The following is a 12,173-nucleotide window of genomic DNA, read 5'->3' on the forward strand; positions in this document are numbered from 1 at the left end:
GACCCCAGGACCCGCCATGACCTCGACCGTGCCACAACCGGTCGCCTCGACTCCGGCGCAGCTGCCGCAGCTGCGGCGCGGGTCCGTGCGCGGCCTGGTGGTGCTCGCAGTGCTCCTCGTGCTGGCCGGGCTGGTCAGCCTCGCGGTCGGCAGCCGGCCCATCTCGCTCGGCACCGTGATCGACGTGCTCTTCCACCCCGACGGGTCCGACGCCTCCACGATCGTCCACGACCTGCGCATCCCGCGGACCGTGCTGGCGCTCGCCGTCGGCATCTCCCTGGGCATCGCGGGTGCGCTCATGCAGGGCCACACCCGCAACCCGCTCGCCGACCCGGGTCTGCTCGGCGTCGAGGCCGGCGCGGCGTTCGCCGTCGTCATCGGCATCTCCGTCTTCGACGTGCAGGACCTGACCGGCTATGCCTGGTTCTCGCTGGTGGGGGCGGGCCTGGCCGCCGCTGCGGTGTTCGCGATCGGCTCCACCAGGGGCGGCCCCGACCCCATCTCGCTGGTGCTGGCCGGCACCGCCGTCAGCGCGCTGCTCATGGCACTGACGCAGGCGGTGATCATCCGCGACGTCAAAGCCCTCGATGAGTACCGGTTCTGGGCCGTCGGCTCGGTCTCGGGCCGCGGTATGGACGTCTTCTGGGACGTCCTGCCGTTCATCGTCGTGGGGCTCATCCTGGCCGCGATGAGCGCCTCGTCCCTGAACCTGCTGCAGCTGGGCGATGACGTCGCCTCTTCGCTCGGCCTCAGCCCGATGCGACACAAGGTCATCGGCGTGCTCGGCGTGATGCTGCTGACCGGCGCGGCGACCGCGGCCTGCGGCCCGATCGGGTTCGTCGGCCTCGTCGTGCCCCACGTGGCCCGCCACTTCGCGGGTGTCGACTACCGCTGGGTGATCCCCTACTCCGGGTTCATCGGCGGTCTGCTCGTGGTCGGCGCCGACGTGATCGGGCGCGTCGTCGTACGCCCCGGAGAGCTGCAGGTCGGCATCGTGATGGCGTTGGTCGGCGGCCCCGTCTTCATCTACCTGGTCCGGCGCACCCGGATGGTGCGGATATGAACACCCTCACCCGCGAGAAGAGCGAGCCGCGCTTCTCCCCCACCCTCAGCACCCCGCTGCGGGTCGGCCCGCTGTCGTGGTTGGTGCCGATGCGCGCCGGGCTGGTGGTCGTCGGCAGCCTGGTCGTGCTCGCCGCACTCGTGGCACTCGACCTGTCGATGGGCGACTTCGACGTCCCGGTCAGCGACGTGGTCCGAACGCTGCTCGGCGGCGGTGACGCCGGTCAGCGGTTCATCGTGATGGAGCTGCGCCTGCCGCAGACTCTGGTGGCGATCCTGGTCGGCTGCGCCCTCGGCCTCGCCGGGGCGCTCACCCAGACCTTCGCCCGCAACCCGCTCGCCAGCCCCGACATCCTCGGCGTGAGCCAAGGTGCGGCTCTCGGCGCCGTCGCCGTGATCGTGCTCGCCGGAGGCTCGGGGTACGGCGGCGGCCTGGTCGCCGGCACCCTGCAGACCGTCGGGCTCCCGATGGCCGCGTTCGCCGGAGCGCTGCTCACCGCGACGCTGCTCTACCTCCTGTCGTGGCGCCGCGGCATCGACGGCCAGAGGCTGGTCCTGATCGGCATCGGGCTGAGCTACGCGCTGGCGGCCGGTACCTCGTGGCTGCTGGTCAAGGCTCGGATCATGGACGCCGCCAGCGCGACGGTCTGGCTCAACGGCTCGCTCAACGGTCGCGGCTGGGAGCAGGCGACCCCGCTGCTCTGGACACTGGCGGTGCTGGTGCCGGTCTCGATCCTGCTCGCCCGCTCACTCAACGCCCTGCAGCTCGGTGACGACTCCGCACGCGGTCTCGGCGTACGCCTGCAGCTCACCCAACTGATGACCCTGGTCGCCGCCGTCGGCCTCGTCGCCGTGTCGGTGTCCGCCGTCGGCCCGCTGGAGTTCGTCGCCTTCGTCGTCCCCCAGATCGCGCTGCGCCTGACCGCCGGCTCCCGCCCGCCCATGCTCGCCTCGATGGTGCTGGGCGCCTGCCTGGTCGTCGCGGCCGACTTCGTGACCCGGGTGATCATCCCGTTCCCGCTGCCGGCCGGCCTGGTGACCGCGGCCATCGGCGCGCCGTACCTGATCTGGCTGCTGCTCCGCAGAAACCGAAAGGTCTCAGCATGACAACTCCCGCACGACTGCGCACCGAGGCCGTCACGATCGGGTACGGCGGCGACCCCGTCGTCCGCGACCTCTCCATCACCCTCGCCGACGGCCAGGTCACGACGATCGTCGGACCCAACGGCTGCGGCAAGTCGACCCTGCTTCGGACCATGTCGCGGTTGCTGAAGCCCACCAGCGGCCAGGTCCTCCTCGACGGTGAGTCCATCCACGACCTGCACACCCGCGACGTCGCGCGCACCATGGCCCTGCTGCCGCAGAGCCCGATCGCGCCGGACGGCCTGCTCGTGCGCGACCTGGTCGGCCGCGGCCGGCACCCCCACCAGCGGTGGTTCAGCCAGTGGTCGCCCGAGGACGAGCGGATCGTCGACCTGGCGCTCGAGATGACCGACACCGCCGGGTTGCGCGACCGGCCGCTCGACCAGCTCTCCGGCGGTCAGCGGCAGCGTGCCTGGATCGCGATGACCCTGGCTCAGGACACCGACCTGCTGCTGCTCGACGAGCCGACGACGTACCTCGACCTGGCGCACCAGGTGGAGGTCCTCGACCTGGTGACCCGACTCAACCGTGAACGCGGCCGCACCGTCGTCATGGTGCTCCACGACCTCAACCTCGCGGCCCGCTACAGCGACACCATCGCCGTGATGAAGGACGGCGTCCTGGTCACCCAGGGCAACCCGACCGAGGTCTTCACCCCCGCAATGCTCGCCGAGACCTTCGGTCTCGACGCCGACGTGCTGACGGATCCCCGCACCGGCCTGCCGATCATCGTCCCCACCTCCTCAGCCGACTCGGTCGAGCTGTCCCCCGATGCCGACAAGAAAGAGCTGGCCGATGCGCCGAACTCCTGACACGACCCGTCGCCGGCTGCTCGCCGGAGGCGTCGCCCTGGCGACCGCCGTCGTCCTCGCCGCGTGCGGCAGCGACGGCGGCGACGCCCCGGCCGCCACCGGAAGTGCCACGCCCAGCGACGGCCCGTGGTCCTACACCGACGACCTCGGCGAGACCGTCGAGCTCGACAAGACCCCGACCCGGATCGCGGCGTACGGCGATGCCGCGGCCGCGCTGTGGAACTTCGGGGTCACCCCGGTCGCGATCTTCACCTGGATGGACCCGGCCGAGGACTCCATGTTCGACGGCCTCGACCTCTCCGAGACCGAGGTCGTCGGCGAGGTGTACGGCGAGATCAGCCTCGAGAAGCTGGCGGCCGCCAAGCCCGACATCATCGTCGCGACGTCGTACACCGGCGACACCACCGACGAGATGTACGGCTTCAAGGACAAGACCCAGCTCGCGAAGATCAAGGAGATCGCTCCGGTCGTCGCCGTGGCCCAGGTCGGCTCGATGAAGGACGTCATCGAGACCAACGAGAAGCTCGTGGCCTCCCTCGGGGTCGACACCGGCGAGGGCAGCCAGGTCGCCGACGACAAGGCTGCCTTCCAGGCCGCATCCGACGACCTGTCGAAGGCCGCGGAGAGCGGCCTCTCGGTCGTCCCGATGTACGGCGACGCCGACGGCCTCTACCTCGCCAAGGCACCCGACGACCCGGCGCTGAAGTACTACCAGGACATCGGGGTGAACTTCACCGAGATCGGCGGCAAGGACTACTACTGGGAGATCCTCAGCTGGGAGAACGCCGACCGCTACGAGGCCGACATCTACCTCAACGCCACCCGCAACTCCTACTCGATCGAGCAGCTCGGCGAGCAGCCGACGTTCGCGCGGCTCGCGGCGTACAAGGACGGCCAGATCCACGACTGGGAGTCGCTGTCGATGGACTACCCGTCGCAGACGAAGTACATGGAGGAGCTCGCCGGCTGGCTCGCCTCCGACAAGGACATCGTCTCGTAGCTGCGGTCGCGTGTCGGCGCGGGACGTCGGTCGGCGCGCGGGACGTCATACGGCGCGCGGGACGTCAGTCGGCGCGCGGGACGTCATACGAATCGTGGCCTAGGGGCATCGATTCGTATGACGTCTTGGCGCCTGCCGATTCGGGCACGTTCCGTCCGTCGCCAAGGGGATCTGGTCGCCGGGGGCAGGCACCAGGGCGAAGCGGTAGCTGATGTCACGAGCGACACGCGGCGGGTGAGCCGGGCGTGGGGAACCAGCGCCAGACGATCGCCGACTGGCCGAGGGTCCACACCGAGTTGCACACCCAGTAGACGAGCAGCGCCGCCGGCACCACGCCGCCGGCCACGAGCAGGCCGATGGCCGAGGCCGCGGGCATCAGCTGCTGCACTCTGGTCATCGCGTCGGGCAGATCGGTCAGCATCGTGTTGGGTGCGACCAGGAACCGCTGGGTGACGTAGGACAGCAGCGCCGCGCTGGCGGCGAGGCCCGCCACGACCACCAGGTGTGCCGACCCACCGCCGAGGTACCCGCGTGCGGCCAGCGGGACGCCCATCAGGGTGGCCGTCCCCAAGGACGCCACGAGTCCGGCGTCGACGGCTCCGACCGGCAGGCCCGCCGCCACGTCGGCGACGAGGTGGTAGAGCGCCAACCAGATCGGGACCTGCACCAGCACCGGCAAGCACCCCAGCGGTGACACATCGTGCTCGGCCGAGATGCGGCGTCGCTCGTGGCTGTAGGCACGCAGGCTGTCGGGGTCCCTGCGGTTCCGGTAGCGCTGGGCGAGCGCCTGCAGCTGCGGTCGGGCGCGCGCGACGGCGTGGGCCTGCCGGACTCCGTGGATGACGAGGGGCAGCATCGCCACGCGGACGACGACGACCAGGGCCGCGATGCAGAGCACCCAGGTGGACCCGGCTGCCGGGTCGGCTCCGAGAGCGGTGATGCCGGCGTACGCCGCAGCGATGACGCCGGTGAGGGCATGGGACAACGGGTCGAGAACGGACATGACGAGGCTCCTGGACGAGAGAAGGGATGGGCGACCGTGGCTCGCTCGAGGCGAGCGTCAGGCGGCCAGTCCAGGAGCACGTGGACGCACCGGGTGGTGGGCCGGGTCGGTGACCCGCCCGGACAGGACGGGAGTCGGCGTGTCATCGGAGCGGAGCGCTGCCCGTGCGAGGCGAGCGCGCAGGCTCACCCAGTGCACGCCGAGTCCGACAAGGCCGACGAGGGCCAGCGCCAGCACCGTGACTGCACCGCTCAGTGAGTCGGCTCCGACCGTGAGCAACGGCGGCAGCAGCAGCGCGAGCACTCCGCTGACCAGCAGCACGAGCGCGAGCGGGCGTCGCAGCTGCGCGACCTCAGGTGCCCGGCTCATGTGGCGATCGTAGGGCTTCCTGCCACCTACGCCCAAGGGTCCTCGCGCCGCCACACGGTCGGGAAGTGGATGCTCGCTCCCGACTCGGCGGCGAGCTCGTCGAGCACGCGCATCGTGACGTCGAGGTCGTCCCCGAGGTAAGGCAGCGCCCGCAGGTCGCGGTCGAGCGGGCGGAAGAAGTCGTCCCAGTGGGTCAGCACGACGCGCTTCGCTCCGACGGTATCGACCGTCTCGGCCCAGTACGTCCGGATGTAGTCCTCGCTCTGGACTCCGAGCTGACCGACGCCGAGATAGGCGACGTCCGCGCGACGCCCGGCGAGCGAGCCCTCGACGTACCCCGCACTCCCCTGCAGCAGCGCGTTGGCGCCGCTCGTGTGCTCGACCAGGATCGACCAGGCCTCACCACACTTGTAGGCGCCGACCTTGACGGGAGGTACGACGGGATCGGTGATCTCGCCCGGGAACCGGTCCGGCGGGCAGTGGTGCGACTCGACCAGCGTGAGCGTGAACTTGCCGTACGTCATCGGCTCGCCGGGAGTGGCGACCCGGATGCGCTCGGCGGGCAGGCCGTGGCCGCGCCCGACGTACGCCGTGGACTCGCCGCCCACCAGGTCCGCTCCAGTGCGGTCGGCGACGACGGCCGAGTCCATCGCGTGGTCGTAGTGGGTGTGCACCGGCAGCACCGCGGCCAGCCGGTCGACACCCGCCCGGGACAGGACCGCGTCGATGCGCGCGAGGTCGGGAGAGACCTTGCCCAGCGCCACCTTGGCGAGCGAGGGCCGCGAGAAGAAGCCGTCCGTCATCACCGCGGTCTCGCCGTCATCGAGCAGCAGGCTCGCGACTCCGAGGAAGGTGACCCCGAGCGGGCCGGTGGCGGGCGATACGTCGAAGCGGTGGGCGTACTGGCCGAGGTCCGGGCGGCCGAGCTTGAGGCGCATGCGCGCACGCTACCGGCCCGGGCATGACAGGAGCCCGGCTCCCCGTGACGAGCGCCGGGCTCCTGCTTGTTGTCCGCTGAGGTTGTGGCGACGACTGCGGACAAGCCTGTGTCGTTCAGGTGGTGGGGTCAGTCCTTGACGGCCGGCGGCTCTGTCTTCGGGTCGCCGTCGGCGGCAGCGGCGAGCTGCGGCACGTAGCGGTCGAGCACGTAGGGGATGCTCAGCGGCGTCACGAAGCTGTGCGCGACGTAGTAGCTGCCGTTGCTGTCGTTGATGTCGATCCAGCGGCCCTCGTCGTACGCCGTGGTGGCATCGAAGAGCTTCTGCGTCTGCTTGTCGGCCTCGTAGTCGAGCCACACGGCGACGCCGATGTCGTCGAGGTCCGAGGTGCGCTCGGCGCTGAGCGAGATGCCGAACTCGCTGTCGTCGGCATCGGTGATCAGCGGGTGCAGGTCGAAGCCCAGGTCGAGGAGCATCCGCGAGCGCGGGTCCTCCGGGCCGTAGAGGAAGAGGCCCTCGTACGGCGTGACGACACCGGCGGTCTGTCCCTTGAACTCCGGGTGCTTCGCGGCCTCGTCGGTGATCCGCTTCTTGACCGAGTCGATCAGCTCCTGGGCGGCCTTCGGCTTGCCGATGGCGGTGCCGAGGGTGAGCGCCGCCTCGTCCCACGGCGTGCCGTAGTCGGTGTAGTCGCCGCTCTGGGCGACCACGGGCACGCCCATCGCCTCGAGCTTCTTGTAGTCCTGCTCGGTGAGGCCGGCGTACTGCCCGATGATCAGGTCCGGTGCGAGGGCGGCGACCTTCTCGATCTCGACGCCGTTGGTCTCCTTGAGCACAGTGGGCAGCTCGGCGTCACCGAGGTAGTCCTGCGCCCAGGGATAGACGCCCTGGAGCTTCTCGTCGCCGAACCAGTAGGTCACGCCGACCGGCACGATCCCGAGCGCCATCAGCGTGTCCTGATCGGTGAGGCCGATGCAGACGACACGCTCGGGCGCCTTCTCGATCGTGGTCTCGCCGTACTTGTGCTTGATGGTGACCGGGAACGCCGACTCTTCGGGCGCACCGCTCGAGGACGGCTTGCTCGCGCTGCCCCCGTCGCTGGCGGAGTCGCTGCCGCAGGCCGCGAGGACCGGCGCGACGGCCAGGACGGAGAGGCCGGCGAGGAAGCGGCGGCGGGTGGGGTTCATCGTGCTCCTTGGTTGCTCGATCGTGCGGGGTCGGGTCAGGACGGGAAGGCGCGCGGCGCCTCGCCGTTGGCAGCCTGCTCGAGCATCGGCGTCAGCTTCTCGAGCACGTACGCCCGGCTCAGCGGGGTGTCGAAGTAGACGGCGCCGGCGAGCGTGCCGTCGGTGTAGACGGACCGGTTCTCCTTGACGGCCGAAAGCGAGCCGATGGTGCCGAACTTCTGCAGGCTGTCGAACCCCTTCTCGTCCTCGGTGGCGAAGACGATGACGTCGGCATCGATCAGGCCGACGTTCTCCGCGGAGATCTCGGCCTGCGAGCCCTGGGGGGCGTAGTCCTCGAAGCCGGTGGTCATGGTGAACCCGAGCTCGGTCAGGAAGTCGGTGCTCAGCCCTGGCGGGTAGACGTAGAGGATGCCGTCGTACGGCGCTCCCTGGGAGAACGTCGCGGTCAGGTCCGCCCATTCAGGGTGCTCGGCGGCGACCGCTGCGTAGTCGGCCTCGAGGTCGTCGATGAGCTGCTGCCCGTCGGCCTCGCGTCCCAGGCCGCGCGCGATCTGCAGCACCTGGTCCTGCCAGGGTGAGAAGTAGTCGTTGGAGCCGTCCGTGCTGGTGATCGTCGGCGCGATCGCCGAGAACAGCTCGTAGTCCTTCTTCGTCATGCCGGCGTTTGTGCCCACGATCAGGTCGGGCTCCAGCGCCGCGATCTTCTCGAACTCGAAGCCGTCGTCGGTCTTGAGCACCTCGGGGTGCGCGCCGTCGAGCAGGTCGTGCGCCCACGGCCAGGTGGCGTCCGGCTGCTCGCCGTACCACTCCGTGACGCCGACGGGTACGACGCCGAGCTGGAGCAGCACGTCCTGCTCGGTCACGCCGACGCTGACGACGCGCTTCGGCTCCTCGGGCACGACCGTCTCGCCGAACTTGTGCTCGACGGTCGCCGGGAACGTGCCGCCCTCAGCCGAGCCGGAGGTCGTCGGATCACCGGCGGCGGGAGACTCGGAGCCGTCGGAGCCGCACGCGGCGAGCAGCAACGGGAGGGCCAACGCAGCGGTGACCAGGGCAGAACGCAGACGCATGAAGGACTCGCTTTCTTAGGCGAGCCTAACCTTAGAGGAAGTTGCTTCGGCGCCGTCACCGGGGTCCACCCGTTGGTCGAGCAGCGAGCGCCAACGAGCGTCGGCCTTCACTGCTCGACCAACGGGCCTCTACACGATCTGGTGCATCCAGCCGAAGGGGTCCTCGGCTCGGCCGAACTGGACGTCGACGAGCTGCTGCCGGATCTTGCGCCAAAGGTCGCCGCCGCCCTCGGGGGTGGGGACCGATCCGCCGTCCCACTTGAGCTCACCGACGGGGGTGATCACGGCTGCGGTGCCGCAGGCGAAGACCTCGGTGATGTCGCCGCTGGCGACGCCTTCGCGCCACTCGTCGATGGAGAACTTCCGCTCCTCGACCTGGTGACCCATCTTGCCGGCGAGCTCGATGATGCTGGCGCGGGTGATGCCCTCGAGGATCGTGCCGGTCTCGGGGGTGACGATGTGCCCGTCGGCGTGCACGAAGTACATGTTCATGCCGCCGAGCTCCTCGACGTACTTGCCCTCCTGGCCGTCGAGGAAGACGACCTGGTCGCAGCCGTGCTGGGTGGCCTCCTGCTGGGCGACCAGCGAGCTGGCGTAGTTGCCGCCGGTCTTGGCCGCGCCCATCCCGCCGCGGCCGGCGCGCGTGTACTCCTCCGTGAGCCAGAGCGAGATCGGCTTCACGCCGCCCTTGAAGTAGGCGCCCGCGGGACTGGCGATCACCATGAACGTGACGTGCTGGGACGGCCGCACCCCGAGGAACGCCTCGGACGCGAACATGAACGGCCGCAGGTAGAGGCTCTTCTCCCCCGCCCCGTCCGGGACCCAGCGCTGGTCGACGGCGACCAGGGCGTCGACGGCCTGGACGAAGTCCTCGACCGGGAGCACGGGCAGCGCGAGACGGTGGCTGGAGCGCACCATCCGGGCGGCGTTCTCCTCGGGCCGGAAGGACCAGATCGAGCCGTCGTCGTGGCGGTAGGCCTTCATGCCCTCGAACGTCTCCTGCGCGTAGTGCAGGACAGCCGTGGCCGGGTCGAGGGTGAGCGGTCCGTAGGGCTCGATCCGACCGCCGTGCCACCCGGCGTCGGGCGTCCACTCGACCGTGAACATGTGGTCGGTGAAGTGCTGGCCGAACCCGGGGTTCTCGAGGATCTCCGCGAGGCGGGCGTCGTCGACGGTCGTGGTCGACGGGGACGTGCTGATCTCCATGGGGGACAACTTAGTAGGCCTTCCTGGTAGTTGCACCGGGGCCAGGCCCGTCAGCGGGCTTGTCAGCCGAAACCCGCACGACACGCCGTGGTCCACCGGCGTGTCGTGCGGGTTTCACCGGTCAGCCGGGGAAACCCGCCGGGTCGCGGGCAGCGGTCAGCCCGATACTCGGGCGGCGATGGCGTCGCCGACCTCGGAGGTACGCCGGGCAGTGCCCGGCGTACGGGCGGCCAGGTCCTCGATCACCGCGGTCTCGATGGCCGCGGCGGCATCGGCGTACCCGAGGTGGTCGAGCAGCAGGGACGCGGAGAGGACGGCGGCGGTGGGGTCGGCCTTCTGCTGGCCCGCGATGTCGGGCGCGGAGCCGTGCACCGGCTCGAACATGGAGGGGGCCGTCCGGTCGGGGTTGACGTTGCCGGACGCCGCCAGGCCGATGCCGCCGGTGATGGCAGCGGCGAGGTCGGTGATGATGTCGCCGAAGAGGTTGTCGGTGACGATCACGTCGAAGCGCGCGGGGTCCGTGGTCATGAAGATCGTCGCGGCGTCGATGTGCATGTAGTCGGTCGTCACCTCGGGGTACTCCGTGGCGACCTCCTGGAAGAGCCGCCACCAGACGGCGCCGGCATGCACGAGGACATTGGTCTTGTGGACCAGGGTGAGCTTCTTGCGCGGACGGCGCTGGGCCCGGGCGAAGGCGTCGCGGATGACGCGCTCGACGCCGAAGGCGGTGTTGACCGAGACCTCGGTGGCGACCTCGGCCGGCGTGCCGACGCGCAGGGAGCCGCCGTTGCCGGTGTAGGGCCCCTCGGTGCCCTCGCGGACCACCACGAAGTCGACCTCACCAGGATTGCTGAGAGGCGACGCGGCACCCGGGAAGATCCGGGACGGCCGCAGGTTGACGTAGTGGTCGAGCTCGAAGCGGAGCTTGAGGAGCAGCCCGCGCTCGAGGATGCCCGGGGGCAGGTTCGGGTCGTTGGGCTTCCCGCCGACCGCGCCGAGGAGGATGGCGTCGTGCTCGCGGATCTCGCCGAGCACGGACTCGGGCAGCACCTCGCCGGTGGCGAGGTAGCGCTCGGCGCCGAGGTCGTAGCGGGTCTGCTCGAACTTCACGCCGGCGGGCGACGCGACCTCGAGCACCTTGAGCGCCTCGGCCGTCACCTCCTGCCCGATGCCGTCGCCGGGGATGACGGCGAGCTTGATCGTGCCGGTGTCGGCCGTGGGGTTCGAGTCAGTGGTCATGAGGCGAGAGATTAGTTGTCGTCGGGGCGCTGGCCGCCGTTGTCCCGAAGGTCGAGCGAGGCTTGGACCGCCTGGCTGATGTTCTCGTGACTGCGCGGGTTGTCGGGGTGGTGCTGGGCCGGTCCCCACTCGGGGTACATGTCGTACATGGCAGTTCGCTTCCTGTGTGTCGCCCGTGAGGGGCGGTTTCAGTGGATGTGTCGTGGTGTTCCATTCGGCTCGACACACCTGAAACGAAGACTCTCCGGACGGAATGACCTGTCCGGACCCGTGGATCACACGGGAGGAAGAGAACCAGCAGAGTTGCGGATCACGCGCTACTGAGGCGGATCACGCCGGCGGAGGCGTCTTCGATTCAGATGAGTCGAGAAGCCGTCAACGCCGAACACCGCGGCGAGGTGGCCTCTCTCAGGCCCCGCCGCGGCAGTCGATAAGTACGAAGACGCTCCGCATGGTGCACCCACCGTACGTCGACCTCCTCGTCCCGGTCAGCCCATTTCGCAGAGTGTTCGCCATTCGAGACATCCGTCCCGCAATGAAAGACTCGAAGCATGAGCGCTCCTCCCGACCTCCCCGAGATCGTCCAGCGTGCGTTCGACGTCTCCCGCAAGGCCGGCTACGCGTCGTTCTGCCGCAACGAGACGGGCCGCCTGCTCGCCACCCTGGCTGCGACTCGCACCGGGACGATGGCCGAGTTCGGCACCGGCTGCGGTGTCGGTACGGCGTGGCTGCGGTCCGGCGTACGCGGCGACGCGCGGATCCTCAGTGCCGAGCTGGACGCGAAGCTCGCGGACGCCGCCGCGGTCATCTTCAGGGACGACCCCCAGGTCGAGGTGCGCTCGGCGGACTGGTCGACGCTGCTCGACGAGGGTCCGTTCTCGCTGCTCTTCCTCGACTCCGGCGAGCCCACCGAGGTCAGCGTCGACTCGATCGCCGAGCTCATGGAGCCCGGCGGCCTCGTGGTGCTCGACGACTTCGCACCGTGCGAGATGTGGCCGCCGGTCACCTACGGGCGCGTCGACACCCTGCGCGAGCAGTGGCTGACCGACGACCGGTTCACCGCCGTCGAGGTGATGGTCGCGCCCGACGCGTCGGTCGTGATCGCCACCAAGCGGTAGTCCCAGGAATCCCCGGTTCACCGGGG

At 70.0% G+C, this 12,173-nt stretch carries 13 protein-coding genes; 5 read left to right on the forward strand and 8 right to left on the reverse strand.

The genetic code is table 11. From position 1 onward, the window contains the following. Window positions 1–16 precede the first annotated feature (16 nt). The 4 genes from ABEA33_RS03370 to ABEA33_RS03385 are packed head-to-tail and all read left to right on the forward strand — an operon-like array spanning window position 17 to window position 4,017. Window positions 17–1,063, forward strand: a complete 1,047-nt coding sequence (locus ABEA33_RS03370) for a FecCD family ABC transporter permease (protein WP_345525162.1) — start codon at window positions 17–19, stop codon at window positions 1,061–1,063. Further along, window positions 1,060–2,169 (forward strand): FecCD family ABC transporter permease, encoded by a 1,110-nt coding sequence (locus ABEA33_RS03375; protein WP_345525163.1) that lies wholly within the window; start codon window positions 1,060–1,062, stop codon window positions 2,167–2,169. The genes ABEA33_RS03370 and ABEA33_RS03375 overlap by 4 nt, the downstream gene beginning before the upstream one ends. Further along, window positions 2,166–3,017: an ABC transporter ATP-binding protein gene (locus ABEA33_RS03380; protein ID WP_345525164.1), complete on the forward strand. Its 852-nt coding sequence runs from the start codon at window positions 2,166–2,168 to the stop codon at window positions 3,015–3,017. Before ABEA33_RS03375 ends, ABEA33_RS03380 begins: the two co-directional genes overlap by 4 nt. Further along, the gene (locus ABEA33_RS03385; protein ID WP_345525165.1) at window positions 3,001–4,017 is read left to right on the forward strand and encodes an ABC transporter substrate-binding protein; all 1,017 of its coding nucleotides are present in this window, start codon (window positions 3,001–3,003) and stop codon (window positions 4,015–4,017) included. Before ABEA33_RS03380 ends, ABEA33_RS03385 begins: the two co-directional genes overlap by 17 nt. Before the next feature lie 214 nt (window positions 4,018–4,231). Here ABEA33_RS03385 and yidC read toward each other — a convergent pair whose 3' ends face one another. The 8 genes from yidC to ABEA33_RS03425 all read right to left on the reverse strand — a co-directional run bounded on the left by yidC (window position 4,232) and on the right by ABEA33_RS03425 (window position 11,178). Further along, window positions 4,232–5,020, reverse strand: a complete 789-nt coding sequence (gene yidC / locus ABEA33_RS03390; RefSeq protein WP_345525166.1) for a membrane protein insertase YidC — start codon at window positions 5,018–5,020, stop codon at window positions 4,232–4,234. A gap of 57 nt (window positions 5,021–5,077) precedes the next feature. Further along, window positions 5,078–5,389, reverse strand: coding sequence for a hypothetical protein (locus tag ABEA33_RS03395; RefSeq protein ID WP_345525167.1), 312 nt, complete (start codon window positions 5,387–5,389; stop codon window positions 5,078–5,080). A gap of 26 nt (window positions 5,390–5,415) precedes the next feature. After that, entirely contained in the window at window positions 5,416–6,327 is a 912-nt protein-coding gene (locus ABEA33_RS03400) for an MBL fold metallo-hydrolase (RefSeq protein WP_345525168.1), read from the reverse strand. A gap of 128 nt (window positions 6,328–6,455) precedes the next feature. Beyond that, complete coding sequence (locus tag ABEA33_RS03405; RefSeq protein ID WP_345525169.1) at window positions 6,456–7,514, reverse strand: ABC transporter substrate-binding protein; 1,059 nt, start codon at window positions 7,512–7,514, stop codon at window positions 6,456–6,458. Window positions 7,515–7,549: 35 nt separating this feature from the next. Continuing rightward, window positions 7,550–8,584 (reverse strand): iron-siderophore ABC transporter substrate-binding protein, encoded by a 1,035-nt coding sequence (locus ABEA33_RS03410; RefSeq protein ID WP_345525170.1) that lies wholly within the window; start codon window positions 8,582–8,584, stop codon window positions 7,550–7,552. A 129-nt stretch (window positions 8,585–8,713) separates the two neighbouring features. After that, on the reverse strand, window positions 8,714–9,790 hold the full coding sequence (locus ABEA33_RS03415; protein ID WP_345525171.1) for a branched-chain amino acid aminotransferase: 1,077 nt from the start codon (window positions 9,788–9,790) through the stop codon (window positions 8,714–8,716). Between the two features lie 156 nt (window positions 9,791–9,946). Next, window positions 9,947–11,029 carry a 3-isopropylmalate dehydrogenase gene (locus tag ABEA33_RS03420; protein WP_345525172.1) on the reverse strand — a complete coding sequence of 361 codons (1,083 nt, stop codon included), beginning with the start codon at window positions 11,027–11,029 and terminating at the stop codon, window positions 9,947–9,949. Between the two features lie 11 nt (window positions 11,030–11,040). After that, window positions 11,041–11,178, reverse strand: a complete 138-nt coding sequence (locus ABEA33_RS03425) for a hypothetical protein (RefSeq protein ID WP_156390915.1) — start codon at window positions 11,176–11,178, stop codon at window positions 11,041–11,043. Window positions 11,179–11,580: 402 nt separating this feature from the next. On the opposite strand from ABEA33_RS03425, the gene ABEA33_RS03430 reads away from it, so the two are divergent. Continuing rightward, window positions 11,581–12,147: an O-methyltransferase gene (locus ABEA33_RS03430; RefSeq protein WP_345525173.1), complete on the forward strand. Its 567-nt coding sequence runs from the start codon at window positions 11,581–11,583 to the stop codon at window positions 12,145–12,147. Window positions 12,148–12,173: the final 26 nt, after the last annotated feature.

Source organism: Nocardioides endophyticus (assembly GCF_039543845.1).
Lineage (GTDB): Bacteria > Actinomycetota > Actinomycetes > Propionibacteriales > Nocardioidaceae > Nocardioides > Nocardioides endophyticus.